Raw genomic sequence first — 15,486 nt, 5'->3', positions numbered from 1 at the left:
ACAAATATGCGACCGCTAAGCTTGACCCGTCAGAAGAGAAGAACGGGCCAGGGGAGGCGACGCAATGACCGACAACTCACATCGCACCGCCAGCCGCCGTGCGGTGATGGCGGCCGGCGCGGCCCTGGCCGCCGCCGCCGCCGCGCCGCGCGCCCTGGCCCAGACGCCCGCTCCCCCGGCCACGGCGCCCGCCGGCCTCGCGGCCGGCGGCGGCTCGTCGAAGATCTTCCGGACCACCGAGATCGCCACCGGCAAGGTTCAGGGCATCGCCAACGGCCCCGTCTGGGAGTTCAAGGGCATCCCCTACGGCGCGCCGACAAGCGGCCGGAACCGCTTCATGCCGCCGAAGCCGGCGGCCGCCTGGAGCGGGGTGCGCGAGTGCTTCGGCTTCGGCGAGTGCTGTCCGCAGACCCAGGCCGACATCCGGGGCGAGTACGGCCAGCTCATCCAGTGGGACCGGCACGACATCGCTGGCATGGGTGAGGACTGCCTGAACCTGAACGTGTGGACGCCGACCACCGATCGCGGCGCTAGGAAGCCGGTGTTCGTCGTCTTCCACGGCGGCGGCTTCGCCACCGGCTCGGGCAACGGCATCGGCTTCGACGGCAAGAACCTCGCCTACTACGCCGATGCGGTGGTGGTGACCGTCACCCATCGACTGGCCGCCTACGGCTACCTCGACCTGGTGGGGGCGGGCGCACCGTCGGAGTTCAGGTACGCCGGCGTGACCGGAATGATGGACCTTGTCGCCGCCCTGCAGTGGGTGCGCCAGAACGTGGAGAGCTTCGGCGGCGATCCCGGCAAGGTGATGATCTTCGGTCAGTCCGGCGGCGGGGCGAAGACCTCGACGGTGCTGGCCATGCCCGGCGCCAAGGGCCTGTTCCATCGGGCCGCCGTCCAGTCCGGCTCGGCCCTGCGGCTGGTGACGCCGGAAGCGGGCGCCGGGACCGCCGAGAAGCTCCTCAAGACCCTCGGCATCGGGCGGGCCAACTGGGGCGAGCTGCAGCGTATCTCCTGGCAGCGGCTCCTCGAGGCGCAGACCGCCACGGGGGGCAACTTCTCGCCGGTGATCGGCACCGACGCCCTGCCGAACCACCCGTTCGATCCCAAGGCGCCCGAGGTCTCCGCCGATGTGCCGGTGATCATCTCGACGACCCTGGAGGACGCCGCCCTCAGCCTGACCAACTTCGACCTCACGGAGGCGGGGCTCGAGGCGATTCTGGAGCAGCGCGCTCCCGGTCACGGCAAGGAGCTGCTCGGCCTCTACCGGCGCTACGATCCGGGCGCGACGCCGTTCCTTATCCAGGCCCAGGCCCTGACCGACGCCGGCGGTCGCCGGGCCGCCTACATCCAGGCGGCGCGCAAGGCCGCGCTCGGCGCCGCCCCCGCCTATGTCTACCAGTGGAACTGGCGCACCCCGGCCTACGACGGCAAGTTCGGCGCGGTGCACGGCATCGACGTTTCGGCCTCGCTGCACTCCTACCGCGACGCCTTCTTCGCCGGCTCGACGCCCGGCAAGCGGATGGCCGACCGGCTGGCCTCGACCTGGGCGGCGTTCGTCCGGACCGGCGATCCCAACAACGGTCACATCCCGCCGTGGACACCCTATTCGGACCAGCGCCGGGCGGTGATGGTGTTCGACAACGAGACGCGGCAGGAGATCGGGCCGCGCGGCGAAATCCGCGCCTTCTGGGAGGCCTATCCGCCGCCGCCCGGCCCGCGCGGCTGATCAGTGTCGGAATAAGGTGGTAAGCTTCGTCCTTGGGTCGGGAGGATCTCCATGGCCGAAGCCGTCCAACTGCTGATCGGCACGCGCAAGGGCGCGTGGCTGCTCAAGAGCGATGCGTCCCGCCAGGCGTGGCGCACAGAAGGCCCTCTGTTCCTGGGGCAGATCATCAACCACTTCCGGATCGATCCGCGGGACGGGACGACCATGCTGATGGCCGCCTCGACCGGCCATCTCGGCCCGACCATCCTGCGCTCGACCGACGGCGGGCAGAGCTGGACGGAGGCGAGCCGCCCGCCGGCCTTCCCCAAGGGCGAGCCGCACGGCCGCAGCGTGAACCACACCTTCTGGCTGGAGCCCGGGCACCCCGACGACCCCGGCGTCTGGTGGGCGGCCACCTCGCCGCCCGGCCTGTTCCGCTCGGCCGACGGCGGCGAAAGCTGGGAGAGCGTCGAGGGGCTCAACGCCCACCCCAAGGTCATCGACTGGCTGCCGCCGGACGGCGGCACCCCGGACGGAGCGATCGTCGCCGGGGTCGTGATCGATCCGCGCGATAAGGCGCACATGTACCTGGCGACCTGCTCGGCCGGCGTGCTGGAGACGGCCGACTACGGCGCCAGCTGGCGGCCGCTGAACCAGAACGTGCGCTGCGATTTCCTCCCGGACCCCTATCCGGAATACGGCCAGGACAGCCACCAGATCGCGCTGGCCCCGACCAATCCCGACCGCATCTGGCAGCAGAACCACTGCGGCATCTATCGCCTCGACCGGCCGGGCGAGCGCTGGGAGCGGATCGGCGAGGCCATGCCCAGCGACGTGGGCGACATCGGCTTCTCGATCGTGCCGCACGTGCGCGACGACCAGACGGCCTGGGTCTTTCCGATGGACGGGACGGAGGTCTGGCCGCGGGTCAGCCCGGGCGGGCGGCCTGCCGTCTACCGCACGCGCGACGGCGGGCGGACCTGGGAGCGGCAGGCCAATGGCTTCCCGGTCGAGCAGGGCTGGTTCACGGTCAAGCGCCAGGCGTTCTGCGGCGACGCCGGCGCGCCCCAGGGCCTCTATCTCGGCACCACGGGCGGGGAGATCTGGATGAGCGCCGACGAGGGCGAGAGCTTCCGCCAGGTCGCCGCCCACCTGCCCGAGATCTATTCGGTGACGGCCGCGCCCCTATGATCCCACGATGATCAACGTGCTGATCCCCTCGCAGCTCACGACCTACACCGACGGCGCCACGCGGGTGCCGGCGGCCGGCGCGACCGTGGACGAGGTGCTGATCGACCTCGACCAGCGCTTCCCGGGCCTGCGCTTCCGGGTGGTGGACGAGCAGGACCGGATCCGCCGGCACATGCGCCTGTTCGTCGGCCTCGAAGAGACCCGCTCCGTCGGCCGCGCCCTGGCCGACGGAGACGAGCTGCTGATCTTCGGGGCGCTCTCCGGCGGCTAGAACCGCAGGACGCGCGCTTCCTTCACGTGCGGCAGGGCGCGGATCTTCTCGACGAGGTTGTCGGCCGGGGGCTGATCGACGCCGACCATGGCGATGGCGTCCTCGCCGGCGGCGACGCGGCCGAGGTTGAAGGTGGCGATGTTGACGTTGGCCTCGGCCAGGAGTGCGCCGAGCGCGCCGATGAAGCCCGGCTTGTCGAGGTTGTTGACGTACAGCATCGTCGTCGAGAACGGCGCGTCGAGATCCATGCCCTTGACCTCGATGATGCGCGGGGCGCCGGCCATCACCGAGCCGGCGAAGGAGCGCTTGCCCTTCTCGGTGGTGACGGTGATGCGGATCAGGCTTTCATAGATCGGGCTCTCGTCCTGCTTGGATTCCGAGACGACGATGCCGCGCTCCTTGGCCACGGCCGGGGCCGAGACCATGTTCACCTCGGCCAGCATCGGCCGCATCACGCCCGCCAGGGCGGCGGCGGTCAGGGGGCGGGTGTTGAGCTGGGCCACGTCGCCCTCGTAGGCGATGTCGATGGCCTTGACGCCGAAGTCGACCATCTGGCCAGCCAGCAGGCCGAGCTTGTCGGCCAGCGCCACATAGGGCTTCAGGCGCGGCGCTTCCTCGGCGGTGACCGAGGGGCTGTTGAGGGCGTTGGTGACCGCGCCGGTGAGCAGGTAGTCGCTCATCTGCTCGGCGACCTGCAGGGCGACGTTCTCCTGCGCCTCGACGGTCGAGGCGCCGAGGTGCGGGGTGGCGACGAAGTTCTCGGCGCCGAACAGCACGTTGTCCTTGGCCGGCTCCTCGACGAAGACGTCGAAGCCGGCGCCGCCGACGTGGCCCTCGTCGAGCAGCTTGCGCAGGGCCTTCTCGTCCACCAGCCCGCCGCGGGCGCAGTTGACGATCAGCACGCCCTTCTTGGTCTTCTTCAGGTTCTCTTCCGACAGGATGTTGCGGGTCTTGTCGGTGAGCGGGGTGTGCAGGGTGATGACGTCGGCGCGGGCCAGGAGCTCGTCCAGCTCGACCTTCTCGACGCCGATCTCGACGGCGCGCTCGGGCGACAGGAAGGGATCGTAGGCGACGACCTTCATCTTCAGTCCCAGGGCCCGGTCGGCGACGATCGAGCCGATGTTGCCGGCGCCGATCAGACCGAGGGTCTTGCCGTAGAGCTCGACGCCCATGAAGCGGTTCTTCTCCCACTTGCCGGCCTGGGTGGAGGCGTCGGCGGCGGGCATCTGGCGGGCCAGGGCGAACATCATGGCGATGGCGTGTTCGGCAGTGGTGATCGAGTTGCCGAACGGGGTGTTCATGACGACGACGCCGGCGGCGGTGGCGGCCGGAATGTCGACGTTGTCGACGCCGATGCCGGCGCGGCCGATGACCTTGAGGTTCTTGGCGGCGGCGATGACGTCCTTGTCGGCCTTCGTGGCCGACCGGACGGCCAGGCCGTCATAGTCGCCGATGATCTTGAGCAGCTCTTCCTTAGGAAGGCCGGTCTTCACGTCGGCGTCGACGCCGCGCTGCTTGAAGATCTCGATGGCGGCGGGCGAGAGTTTGTCGGCGATCAGTACGCGAGGCATGGGTTTCGTCCTCTGTCGGGTAGCCCTCCCCGGCCCTTGGGCCAGGGAGGTTCATGTCGGGAAATCGGAAGCGGGAGGCGCGGCCGGTCAGGCCGGCGCGAACTCGGCGAGCGTGACCTCGAAGGCCCAGTCGAGCCACGGGGTCAGGGCCTCCAGGTCGGAGGAGTCGACGGTCGCGCCGCACCAGATGCGAAGGCCGGCCGGGGCGTCGCGGTAGCCCGCTACGTCATAGGCCACGCCCTCCTTCTCCAGCGCGGAGGCGAGCTTCTTGGCGAAGTCGGCCTGGGCGTCGTCGGACAGCGCCGTGACGCGCGGATCGACCACCTTCAGGCACACCGAGGTGTTGGAGCGGATCGAGGGATCCTCGGCCAGGAAGCCGACCCAGGGGGTCTTGGCGGCCCAGTCCTCGAGCACCTTGAGGTTCGAGTCCGCGCGGCGGCGAAGCTCGGCGAAGCCGCCGATCGAGGCGGCCCAGCGCAGGGCGTCGATATAGTCCTCCACGCAGAGCATGGAGGGCGTGTTGATGGTCGAGCCCTCGAAGATCTCGGCGTTGAGCTTGCCGGCCTTGGTCATGCGGAACAGCTTCGGCATGGGCCAGGCGGGCGTGTAGCTCTCCAGCCGGGCGACGGCGCGCGGCGACAGGATCAGCACGCCGTGGCCGGCCTCGCCGCCCAGCGCCTTCTGCCAGGAGAAGGTCACGACATCGAGCTTGGGCCAGTCGAGCGGCTGGGCGAAGGCGGCGCTGGTGGCGTCGCAGATCGTCAGGCCCTCGCGGTCGGCGGCGATGAAGGCCGCGTCCGGGATGCGCACGCCCGAGGTCGTGCCGTTCCACGGGAACACCAGGTCGGCGTCCTTGCGGACCTTGGAAAGGTCGGGCAGCTGGCCGTAGGGGGCGCTGAGCACCTCGGCTTCGAGCTTCAGCTGCTTGGTCACGTCGGTGACCCAGTCCTTGCCGAAGCTCTCATAGGCCAGCATCTGCACGGGCCGGGCGCCCAGCAGCGACCACATCGCCATCTCCATGGCCCCGGTGTCGGAGCCCGGCACGATGCCGATCAGGTAGTCGTCCGGAACCTGCAGTACCTCGCGGGTGCGGTCGATCGCCTCTTTCAGGCGCGCCTTGCCGAGCTTGGAACGGTGAGACCGTCCAAGGACTGCATTCTGGAGGTTTTCGGGGGTCCATCCGGGGCGCTTGGCGCACGGGCCGGAAGAGAACTCAGCACGCGCCGGACGCATCGCCGGCTTGGCGGGTGTAGTCACTGCGATGTCTCCCATCCTTGCAGATGGGCAGCGTCCCGTTGGGGGGACGTGGCCCGCCGGCCAACAACCCCGGTTCCTGCTGCAGCGCAAGAGAAAGTTTTCTGAAAGCGCCTTCAGCGCGGCGCTATGGCGCAGCCCGCCGGGGGCGACGCGCGCCTCAGGCGAGCTCGGCGAACGGCGGCGGGCTCGCCTCGGTCCGGCGCCGGCGCATGGCGATGATCGTGCCCGCGGCCAGGGCCACGGTGATGGCGAAGGTGTTGAGGTTGTTGATGACCGCGTGCGGCGTGTCCGACACCGAGCGCTCCGTCACCAGGTAGAAGGCGTCGAGCCCGAACTGGATGGCGTAGACCAGCATGACCGCGCCGAGCCAGAGGCTCGCGAAGCGCATCATCAGCAGCAGCATGAAGAGGGCGCAAAGACCGTCGACCGTCAGGTCGACCAGCTGGCTCTTGAGGAAGGCGTAGTTCGCGGTCGCCAGGACGAAGTTGGCGAGCACGGCCGCACCCCCCATCCGCTCGGCGACGCCGCCCTTGATCAGAGCGAAGAGGCCCGTCAGCAGGGAGAAGACGACCAACGCGTTGCTGAGCGCATACAGCATGTTGCACCCCTTAGATCACCAAGGGGTGCAACAACAGTTAAAGTCTTGAAACCTTAGGCGTCAGCCGACGTCTTGCAGCCGGACTTCGTCGGTGTTCTCGAGGAACACCGAGAGCTTCTGCACGCCGCCCAGGGTGGTGCGGATGCCGAGGCCGTCCTTGATCTGGTCCAGCTCGCCGTGCGCCGCGACGATGGCGGTGCGGGCCTCGCTGAGCGCCTTGATCGCTTCCATGAGCTTAGTCTGGGCCGCGTCCGCGGACACGGGCGACAGCTTCACGTCGCGCTGCGCTTGCAGGCTTTCGGCGAGAAGCTCGGAGGCTTCCTTCATCGCGCCGTCGATGGCCGCTTCGGTGGACCAGAGCTTCCGGGCCACGCGCTTCACCACAAAGATCTTTTCCATGTCCGGCCCCCCAAGGGCGTTAAGGTGAAAACCGCCGGTACGGTAAATGAATGGTAAAGCTCGCGGCAACCAGTTCATGAGTTGTTAACCATAATTTCTGCGTCCGAAGGTTGTATCGTGGCGCAAAAACAACATTTCTCCCGGGAGGCGAGCTGACTTTCCCCCTTCGCAACCCCTACGAGTGAAGCGAACCGTTAGTATTATTGACGTACAGCGGAAGCTCACGTGGTCCGATCGAAGGTCATGACCCAAGCTTCCGCCGGCTCCAGACCCGCGCCCGTTGCGACATTCCACGCCCGCGTTGCGCGGGTGGGCCTGATCACGACCCTGGTCGTGCTGATGGCCGCGTGCGCCACCTTCATGCTCCAGCAGTGGGCGGTGGCCCGCGCGCAATCGCATAGCGTCCTGCAGTCGCTCACCGAAATGACCGCGCGCACGGCCGCGCCCGCCCTCGCGCGCGGAGACACGGCGGCCGCCCAGGCGCCGTTGAGCGCCTTCGCCGCCGTGCCGCGGCTGGTGGCCAGCCAGATCACCGACCAGCACGGCCGCGTCGTCGCCCGCTACCAGGCCGCCAAGCCCGCCGACGGCGACCGTGACGAGGTGGTCCGCGACGTTGTCCAGGACGGCAAGGTCATCGGCCATGTCTCGATCACCATCGCGCGCCCGACGCTCGCGCCGACGCTGCCGAAGTACATCGCCCTGACCCTGGTGCTGCTGTTCGGCGGCATCGGCGTGGCCCTGTTCCTGGCCCGCAGCCTGGCGCACCAGGTGATCGCCCCGGTGCAGCGCCTCTCGGAAGGGATGCACAAGGTCGCCGCCGGCGGCAGCTTCGAGCCGGTCGAGGTGCAGGCCGACGACGAGCTGTTCCGCAGCCTCACCGCCAGCTTCAACCACCTGCTCGGCAAGCTCGGCGAGCGCGAAGACGACCTGCGGCGCGCCATGCGCGAGCTCGAGGAAGCGCGGGACGCCGCCAACGCCGCGAACGTGCTGAAGACCCAGTTCCTGGCCAACATGAGCCACGAGATCCGCACGCCGCTGAACGGCGTGCTGGCCATGGCCGAGGTCATGGCGATGGGCGAGCTCGACGCGGTGCAGCGCGACCGCCTCGACGTGATCCGCCAGTCGGGCAGCCTGCTGCTCGCCGTGCTGAACGACGTGCTCGACCTCTCCAAGATCGAGGCGGGCAAGCTCACCCTGGTGCTCGACGACTTCGAGCTCGGGGACGCCATGGCCGCGGCCGCCGAGCCCTTCCGCGTCATCGCCAGCGGCAAGGGGCTGAAGTTCGACTTCGCGGTCGCCGAGAACGCCCGCGGCTGGTGGCGCGCCGACAGCGACCGCCTGCGCCAGATCGTCGGCAACCTGCTGTCCAACGCCGTGAAGTTCACGCCGCGAGGGGCGGTGAAGGCCCGCGTCGACGTCAGCGCCGAGACCGGCGCGCTGCGCATCGTGGTCACGGACACCGGCGTCGGCATCGCGCCCGAGAAGCTGCCGACCCTCTTCGAGAAGTTCACCCAGGCCGACAACTCGGCGACGCGCCGCTTCGGCGGCACGGGCCTGGGCCTCGCCATCTGCCGCGAGCTGACCCAGATGATGGGCGGCTCGATCGACGTGGAGAGCCGCGAGGGCAAGGGCTCCACCTTCACCGTCGAGCTGCCGCTCGCCCGGGGTGAGCCGTCGGAGGCCGTCGCCGAGGGCGCGGACGGCCGCGGCGAGGACGGCGACCTGCGGCTCCTGGCGGCCGAGGACAACCCGACCAACCAGCAGGTGCTGCAGGCGGTCATGGATTCCCTGGGCATCGACATCGACATCGTGCCGGACGGCCAGGAGGCGGTCGACGCCTGGCGCACCGGCGGCTACGACCTGATCCTGATGGACATCCAGATGCCGGTCATGGACGGCATCGCCGCCGCGCGCGAGATCCGCCGGCTGGAACAGGACGGCGGCCGCCGCCGCACCCCGATCGTGGCCCTGACGGCGAACGCCCTGACGCACCAGATCGAGGAGTACCTCGCGGCCGGCATGGACGGCCACGTGGCCAAGCCGATCGAGATCGCCAAGCTCTACGAAGCGATCAGCGCCGCCCTCAACGCCGCCGCCGTCGGCGCGGCGGGCCAGGCCTCCGAGCCCGAGGCCTCCGCCGCCTGAGGCGGTCGCCCGCGAGGTGAACGGCGGACAACCGGCCCCTCAGACCCGCGTCAGCCGCCACATGGTCTTCTGACCTCCACGACGCCGGACCTTCCGGCTCCTGGAAAGGAAAGACCATGAAGAAGCTTCTGCTCCCGCTCGCCGCCGTCGCCGCGCTCGGCGCCGCGGCCGCCCCCGCCGCCGCCCAATCCTGGGGCTACGACCACCATGACCGCGGCGACTACGGCTATGGCGGCCGGCTCGACACCAGCTACGTGGACAGCCTCGACTGGAAGATCACCAACGCCGCGCGCGAAGGCCGCATCTCCTGGGGCGAAGCCCGCGGCCTGAAGCAGGACCTGCGTGAGGTGCAGCCGCTCGCCTGGCGCGTCCAGACCGGCGCCGCCAACCGCTGGGAGGCCGAGCGCCTGGAGCGCACGGTCGCGCACATCGAGCAGGCGGTGAACCGCGGCGGGCGCTACGGCCGATACGACCGTGGTGACCGTGACGACCGCTACGATCGCTACGATCGCAACTGGCGCTAGACGGCTCCCGGCAGGAAACCATACGGCCTCAGATGAGTTCTGATGGCCGTGTCGGGACAGAACCAAAGCAGAGGGACACCGAAGCAGAGGAACTGACCAATGACTAAGCTCAAGACCCTTGCGGCCGTGGCCGCGACCACCCTGGCTATTGGCGGCGCCGCTGTGACGACTGCCAACGCCCAGCCCTGGCGTCCTGCCTATGCTGACAATCGCCTGACCACGTCCTACGTGGACGGCCTCAACTGGAAGATCACCAACGCCGCGCGCAACGGCGCGATCTCCTGGGGCGAGGCCCGCGACCTGCGCGCCCAGGTGCGCAGCGTCCAGCCCCTCGCCTGGCGCGTCCAGACCGGCCGGGCCTCGCCGTGGGAAGTGCGCCGCCTCGAGAACGTCGTCGACCGCGTCGACAGCCTGACGAGCGGCTACGCCTACAACGCGCCGCGCTACCGCCACTGGTAAGCGCCGGAGCGTGACGGGCGAAGCGCCCCCGGAGAGCCTGCTGGGCGATCCGGGGGCGTTTCTCTGTGCGCTAGCGGAGCTGGCCGTCGAAGACGGTGACGGCGCGGCCGCGCAGCAGGACGCGCTCACCGCGGGCCTCGCAGTCGAGGTCGCCGCCGCGGCCGGGATAGGCCTGGTGGAAGCGCACCCCCGCGCGGCCGAGCTTGTCGGCGTAGAGCGGCGCCAGGATGCAGTGCAGCGAGCCGGTGGCAGGATCCTCAGGGATGCCGGAGCCCGGCGCGAAGAAGCGGTCGACCACGTCGTAGGGACGACCCACATCGGCCAGGGCGACCACGCCGATGTTGCCGGGCGCAGTGGCGGGCGAGACGACGGCGCCGAGGGCGGCGATGTCGGGGCGCAGGCCCCGCACGGCGGCCTCGTCCGCGAGCACGGCGATCAGGTAGCTGGACGCCCAGACCTCCACCGGCTCGACCCCGAGCGCGGCCGAAAGGCCCGTCGGCGTCGCAACGCGCGCGGGCGGCTGGGCGGGGAAGTCCATCTCGTAGCCCGCGCCGTCCCGGCGGACGATCAGCGGGCCGGACTGGGTGTCGAAGGTGACGGCCTCCGCCGCCACGCCGAGTTCGGCGAACAGGGCATGGGCGGAGGCCAGCGTCGCGTGGCCGCAGATCGGCACCTCGACGGTGGGGGTGAACCAGCGCAGGCCAAAGCGCGCCGGGTCGGCGGTCTTCAGCAGGAAGGCGGTCTCGGCCTGGTTGTTCTCGGCGGCGAGGGCCTGCATCCAGGCCGCGTCGCGCCAAGCGGCCTGGGGCTCGACCACACAGGCGGGGTTGCCCTTGAAGGGGCCGCTGGCGAAGGCGTCGATGGTCCACTGGCGCATGGGAGGGGCCGTCTTTTCTTGGAGTTGGATGGGCGTCTAGCAGCTATTGTGAATTAGCTAAATGGCTAATTACTGCAATCAAGGCTCGACCGAAAGTTCGGGCCAGCGGGCCTTGGCCGAGGCGGCGGTGCGGGCGAAGCCGTTGGTCCGTCGGTCCGGGTTGGGCCGCAGGCGCAGGGCGAAGATGTCGTCCAGTCCGAAGGGCGCGGCGATGGTCAGCCGCCCGTCCGTCTCCAGCCGCACGCCGACCGCGAACAGCGGGGAGACGAAGCGGCCGAGCGCCTCGGCGGTGCAGGTGAGCGGGGCGTAGGGCTCGCCGAACTTGCCCTCGAACCACAGGTGCACGCGCGCCTGGTTGCGCACCTCGACCATCTCGCGCAGCGGCGGCTCGAAGGCCGCAGCGACCTTACGGATCACCACGTCCTCTGCCTCGTAGGAGGTGTCGGAGGCGTCGAAATAGCCAAGGTCGTAGTCCTTGATCCCGTAGTCGAGGTCGCGGCCGGTCAGCTGGTTCAGCGCCCGCTGGTAGATCGCGCCCGAGAAGATCATCCAGTCCGGCAGGGCGAGGTCACGGGCGGTCGTCAGCACCTGCATCAAAGACGGCGAGGCCCGCAGGATATCTTCCAGCCGCCGTTCGAGGAGGTCGGTCATCGGCGCTCCCTTAGCGGCCAGGCGTGGTCGAGGGGGCCGTGGCCGGCGCCCAAGCCGGGCGCGCGGGCGATGGCCTCCTGCACATAGGCCCAGGCGCGGGCGACGGCCTCGGTGAGCGGCAGTCCCTGGGCAAGGCCCGCGGCGCAGGCCGAGGCGAGGGTGCAGCCGGTGCCGTGGGTGTGTCGGGTGATGATCCGCTCGGCCTCGAAGGCGGTCTCGCCCGCCGGGGTGACGAGCAGGTCGACGACCCGGTCGCCCTCCACATGGCCGCCCTTCATCAGCACCGCCTTGGCGCCCAGGGCCAGCAGGGCCTCGGCGGCGCGGCGCTGATCGTCGGGGCGTTCCACGGCGATCCCGGTCAGGGCCTGCGCCTCCGGGGCGTTGGGGGTGAGCAGGGCCGCGCGCGGAACCATCAGGTCGCGCACCGCAGCGACCGCGCGGTCGGCCAGCAGCGGCGCCCCGCCCTTGGCCACCATCACCGGATCGACCACCGCCGGCGCGCCGGGCGCCTCGTCCAGCAGGGCGGCGACGGTCTCGACCATGGCGACGTCGCCCAGCATGCCGGTCTTGAGGGCGTCGGCCCCGATGTCGGAGAGCACGGCCTCGGCCTGGGCGGCGACGACGTCGGCCGGGATCGGATGCACGCCGGTGACGCCGAGGGTGTTCTGCACGGTGACGGTGGTGATCGCCGTGGCCGCATAGCCGCCGAGCGCGGTGACGGTCTTGATGTCGGCCTGGATCCCGGCGCCGCCGCCGGAATCGGAGCCGGCGATGATCAGCACCCGTCCGCGGTGCGCAGGCGCCGTCGTCATGCCTGTCCCTCGCCCGCCTGCGCGATCGCCTGCCAGACCCGCAGCGCCTGGACCGTCTCGCGCACGTCGTGGACGCGCACCGCAGCGACGCCGGCCTTGGCGCCCCAGAGGGCTCCGGCGATGGAGCCGCCGAGCCGGGCGTCGGCCGCCGCCCCGCCATCGAGCCTGCCGATGAAGCTCTTGCGGCTGACGCCCAGCAGCACCGGAAAGCCCAGCGCCACGATGCGGTCGAGATGGGCCAGGAGCGGCAGGTTGTGACGGATCATGTGCTTGCCGAAGCCGATGCCCGGATCGAGCCAGATCTTGCCGCGCGCCACGCCCGCGGCCATGGCGGCCTCGGCCCGCCCGGCCAGCGCCTCGGCCACCTCGGCGGCGACGTCGTCATAGACGGGATCCGCCTGCATGGTCGCCGGCTCGCCCTTCATGTGCATCAGCACCACCTCGCAGCCGAGCTGGGCGGCGGTGGCCAGGCTGCCCGGCGCATGGGCGAGGGCGCTGACGTCGTTCCAGATCGTCGCGCCCGCCGCCACCGCCGCCCGGGCGACCGCCGGCTTCATGGTATCGACGGAGATGGCGATGCCGCTCTCCGCGCGGAGGGCGGCGATGAGGGGGACGACGCGGGCGATCTCCTCGGCCTCGGCGACCGGCGCGGCGCCCGGCCGGGTCGACTCGCCGCCGATGTCGAGGATGTCGGCGCCGGCCGCGATCAGGGCCCGCGCATGGGCGAGCGCGGCCTGCGGATCGGACCAGCGTCCGCCGTCGGAGAAGCTGTCGGGAGTGACGTTGACCACGCCCATGACACGGACCCCCGCGGGGCGATCCTGGGCGCCGATCAGCGCGCCGGACGGAAAGGTTGCGGGCGACGGGTCTGCCATTTGAGGACGCAATAGCTTCAAAGTCTTGGTATAGTGAAGGTCGCTCGGTGAGCTCGGTCCGGTCCTGCCGAGCTCAGGACACGACCGAGTTCGGGGAAGGACCGACTTCGGCCGGCGCCAGTAGGTCGGCCGCGGGGGTGTAGCATGATCCTCAACCCGTTGCGCCTCTACCGGCGCCGTCAGCGCCTGCGCCGTGAGGCGCTGGAGGAGGCTCAGTACCTGCGCCGCCGCCACGGCGAGGCCGCGGTGGACGCGGCCCGGGACCAGCTGCGCCGGAGCGACCTGACGAGCTGGGGCCAGCAGGTCATGGAACAGGCGCTGAAGCTGCTCAAGGGCGCTCGGGTCTGAGACCCGCGAGCCGCGCCGGCGGCAAGGGCTCCAGCGCAACTCTGAACTGGCGCGCGATCTGCTGGACCAGAGGGCGATTGTCCCATTCTGGAGCACCCCTGCCATGGCTCGTCACGCGCGGTTCGAGCGGTCCACGCCGGGGGGTGCGGTCCGCACCGCGCTGCGCCTGGCGCCGTGGGTCGTTTTCGGACCGATCACCGGATTCTTTACCGAGTTGGCGTTGCGTATGCTGCAGCGGGGACGCCCGGTCGCCGCCGCGCTGCTGATCTGCGCCAACATCGCCGCCGTGGCCTCCATTCCCCTGCTGACCGCCGCCATCGCCAGCAACGCCCAATGACCGCCGAATGACGGACGCGACCAGACCCGAGGCCGGCCCCGCCGGCGCCTTCGCCGGCATGGCGGGCCCGCGCGAGCGCCGGCCCGGAGCCCTCGCCGCGACGCTGTTCCTCGGCCTGCTGGCCGGCGGGATCGCCGCGCTGCTCGTGGGACTGCTCGTCAGCGGCCTCTGGGCGGGCGCCCTCGCCGCCCTCAAGGGCATGGGCTGGGTCGACGCCCTGGCGCTGCTCAGCGACAGCGGCCGCAAGGGCCGCACCCTCGGCAGCTACACCTTCGAGCTGGCGCTGCTGGGCTCCTCGTCGATCGCCGCCGCCCTCGCCTTCCTCGCCGTCGCCGCCGGCCTCGCGCGGCGCCGCATCCTCACCTTCGTCACCGCCGCCCGCCGGTTCCGCTGGAGCCACGCCCTGCTTGGGCTGGCGGTGTTCCTGCCGGTAGTGGCGCTGGAGATCTGGGTCGAAGGCCTGTCCGATCCCGCCCCCGGCATCGCCCCCATCCTGACGCCCGGCGCAGCGTTCGGAGAACGCCTCGCCTACGCCGCCGCGGCCCTCTCCTTCCTGTGGCTGGCGGCCTTCGGGGAGGAGGCGCTGTTCCGCGGCTGGCTGCTGCAGCAGACCTCCGCCTTCACCCGGCGGATCGCCATCGTCATTGCGGTGAACGCCGCCGTCTTCGCCCTGGCGCACGGCGACCTCGCGCCGGCGCCGCTCGTCGCCCGTTTCGCCATGGGCGCCGGCTGGGCCTGGGTCGTGCTGCGGCTCGGCGGCGTGGAGTTCACCAGCGGCGCGCACCTCGCCAACAATCTCGGCATCGCCCTCCTGGCCCGGCCGATCGTGCTGACCGTGCCGGAGCACGGCCCGACCCCCTGGCTGTCGCTCGGGCTGCAGACGGGCTCGGTGGCGGTGCTGGTGGTCGGGGTCGAGGCTTACCTACGGCGCCGCGTCCGCTGAGCGGTGGACCCCCACCCTATTCGGCCATGGCCTCGCCCGAGCCGCCGAACTCGGCCGGGAAGTCCTTCAGCTTGGGCAGGCCGTCGCGCATCGGCAGCACGGTCTCGGCGTAGTTGACGTGCACGCCCGGCTCGAAGGCCAGGGTCGGAATGGTGGCGGCGAAGACGTCGACGAGCCCGAGCGGCGGGTGGTTGGTCATCAGGTGGCCGCCGCAGACGTCGCAGTACTGGCGCTGGCTGAGCTCGGTCTTCTGGTAGGTCTTGAGGTGCTCGGCGCCCTTGGTGACCCTGACGTTCTCGGGCTTCCACAGGCTGAAGGCGTTGACCGGCCCGCCCGACCAGGAGCGGCACGAGCGGCAATGGCAATAGCCCATGGCCTCCGGCGATCCGGTGACCTCGATCTCGACCGCGCCGCAGAAGCAGCTTCCCGTGTGGCTCATCGCGCGCCTCGCTCGTCCACGCCGATTGAGCGCCGATCGTCCAAGCGTGACAAGGCCGCCCGCGGGGGCTGGGTTTTTTGC

Annotated in this window: 18 protein-coding genes; 9 read left to right on the top strand and 9 right to left on the bottom strand. The window is 70.6% G+C overall.

The features are described 5' to 3' along the window. Positions 1–64: 64 nt before the first annotated feature. From DJ017_RS04250 to DJ017_RS04240, 3 genes are read left to right on the top strand one after another with little or no spacing between them, the layout of a single operon-like run. On the top strand, positions 65–1,729 hold the full coding sequence (locus DJ017_RS04250) for a carboxylesterase/lipase family protein (RefSeq protein WP_111527544.1): 1,665 nt from the start codon (positions 65–67) through the stop codon (positions 1,727–1,729). 51 nt (positions 1,730–1,780) lie between these two features. Then, positions 1,781–2,899: a WD40/YVTN/BNR-like repeat-containing protein gene (locus DJ017_RS04245; RefSeq protein WP_111527543.1), complete on the top strand. Its 1,119-nt coding sequence runs from the start codon at positions 1,781–1,783 to the stop codon at positions 2,897–2,899. A gap of 7 nt (positions 2,900–2,906) precedes the next feature. Beyond that, a complete protein-coding gene (locus DJ017_RS04240) occupies positions 2,907–3,170 on the top strand; it encodes a MoaD/ThiS family protein (protein WP_227000011.1) in 264 nt (87 codons plus the stop codon). Here the strand turns inward: DJ017_RS04240 and serA are convergent. From serA to DJ017_RS04220, 4 genes are all read right to left on the bottom strand, one after another. After that, positions 3,167–4,741 (bottom strand): phosphoglycerate dehydrogenase, encoded by a 1,575-nt coding sequence (gene serA / locus DJ017_RS04235; protein ID WP_111527542.1) that lies wholly within the window; start codon positions 4,739–4,741, stop codon positions 3,167–3,169. The genes DJ017_RS04240 and serA overlap by 4 nt on opposite strands. A gap of 87 nt (positions 4,742–4,828) precedes the next feature. Further along, positions 4,829–6,013 (bottom strand): phosphoserine transaminase, encoded by a 1,185-nt coding sequence (locus DJ017_RS04230; protein ID WP_111527541.1) that lies wholly within the window; start codon positions 6,011–6,013, stop codon positions 4,829–4,831. A gap of 142 nt (positions 6,014–6,155) precedes the next feature. Beyond that, positions 6,156–6,596 carry a hypothetical protein gene (locus DJ017_RS04225; protein WP_111527540.1) on the bottom strand — a complete coding sequence of 147 codons (441 nt, stop codon included), beginning with the start codon at positions 6,594–6,596 and terminating at the stop codon, positions 6,156–6,158. A 60-nt stretch (positions 6,597–6,656) separates the two neighbouring features. Then, entirely contained in the window at positions 6,657–6,995 is a 339-nt protein-coding gene (locus DJ017_RS04220) for a hypothetical protein (protein WP_111527539.1), read from the bottom strand. Positions 6,996–7,238: 243 nt separating this feature from the next. On the opposite strand from DJ017_RS04220, the gene DJ017_RS04215 reads away from it, so the two are divergent. From DJ017_RS04215 to DJ017_RS04205, 3 genes are all read left to right on the top strand, one after another. Continuing rightward, positions 7,239–9,140: an ATP-binding protein gene (locus DJ017_RS04215; RefSeq protein ID WP_111527538.1), complete on the top strand. Its 1,902-nt coding sequence runs from the start codon at positions 7,239–7,241 to the stop codon at positions 9,138–9,140. Between the two features lie 116 nt (positions 9,141–9,256). Further along, positions 9,257–9,664, top strand: coding sequence for a hypothetical protein (locus DJ017_RS04210; protein WP_111527537.1), 408 nt, complete (start codon positions 9,257–9,259; stop codon positions 9,662–9,664). 99 nt (positions 9,665–9,763) lie between these two features. Next, on the top strand, positions 9,764–10,123 hold the full coding sequence (locus tag DJ017_RS04205; RefSeq protein ID WP_111527536.1) for a hypothetical protein: 360 nt from the start codon (positions 9,764–9,766) through the stop codon (positions 10,121–10,123). Positions 10,124–10,193: 70 nt separating this feature from the next. Here DJ017_RS04205 and DJ017_RS04200 read toward each other — a convergent pair whose 3' ends face one another. The 4 genes from DJ017_RS04200 to folP all read right to left on the bottom strand — a co-directional run bounded on the left by DJ017_RS04200 (position 10,194) and on the right by folP (position 13,260). Further along, positions 10,194–11,000, bottom strand: a complete 807-nt coding sequence (locus DJ017_RS04200) for a PhzF family phenazine biosynthesis protein (RefSeq protein ID WP_111527535.1) — start codon at positions 10,998–11,000, stop codon at positions 10,194–10,196. A 78-nt stretch (positions 11,001–11,078) separates the two neighbouring features. Then, complete coding sequence (locus tag DJ017_RS04195; protein ID WP_111527534.1) at positions 11,079–11,651, bottom strand: nucleotidyltransferase family protein; 573 nt, start codon at positions 11,649–11,651, stop codon at positions 11,079–11,081. Further along, positions 11,648–12,463, bottom strand: coding sequence for a bifunctional hydroxymethylpyrimidine kinase/phosphomethylpyrimidine kinase (thiD, locus tag DJ017_RS04190; RefSeq protein ID WP_111527533.1), 816 nt, complete (start codon positions 12,461–12,463; stop codon positions 11,648–11,650). The genes DJ017_RS04195 and thiD overlap by 4 nt, the downstream gene beginning before the upstream one ends. Continuing rightward, positions 12,460–13,260, bottom strand: coding sequence for a dihydropteroate synthase (gene folP, locus DJ017_RS04185; protein WP_111527532.1), 801 nt, complete (start codon positions 13,258–13,260; stop codon positions 12,460–12,462). Before folP ends, thiD begins: the two co-directional genes overlap by 4 nt. A gap of 222 nt (positions 13,261–13,482) precedes the next feature. Here folP and DJ017_RS04180 point away from each other — a divergent pair, with 222 nt between their 5' ends. From DJ017_RS04180 to DJ017_RS04175, 3 genes are all read left to right on the top strand, one after another. Next, positions 13,483–13,686, top strand: coding sequence for a hypothetical protein (locus DJ017_RS04180; protein ID WP_111527531.1), 204 nt, complete (start codon positions 13,483–13,485; stop codon positions 13,684–13,686). 103 nt (positions 13,687–13,789) lie between these two features. Continuing rightward, the gene (locus DJ017_RS20015) at positions 13,790–14,023 is read left to right on the top strand and encodes a hypothetical protein (protein WP_133255381.1); all 234 of its coding nucleotides are present in this window, start codon (positions 13,790–13,792) and stop codon (positions 14,021–14,023) included. 7 nt (positions 14,024–14,030) lie between these two features. Further along, entirely contained in the window at positions 14,031–14,966 is a 936-nt protein-coding gene (locus DJ017_RS04175; protein ID WP_111527530.1) for a CPBP family intramembrane glutamic endopeptidase, read from the top strand. Positions 14,967–14,982: 16 nt separating this feature from the next. Here DJ017_RS04175 and DJ017_RS04170 read toward each other — a convergent pair whose 3' ends face one another. Continuing rightward, entirely contained in the window at positions 14,983–15,405 is a 423-nt protein-coding gene (locus tag DJ017_RS04170) for a GFA family protein (protein WP_111527529.1), read from the bottom strand. Positions 15,406–15,486: the final 81 nt, after the last annotated feature.

Source organism: Phenylobacterium soli, assembly GCF_003254475.1.
In the GTDB taxonomy this organism is placed as follows: domain Bacteria; phylum Pseudomonadota; class Alphaproteobacteria; order Caulobacterales; family Caulobacteraceae; genus Phenylobacterium; species Phenylobacterium soli.
This window is presented reverse-complemented; position numbering and strand designations above follow the sequence as displayed.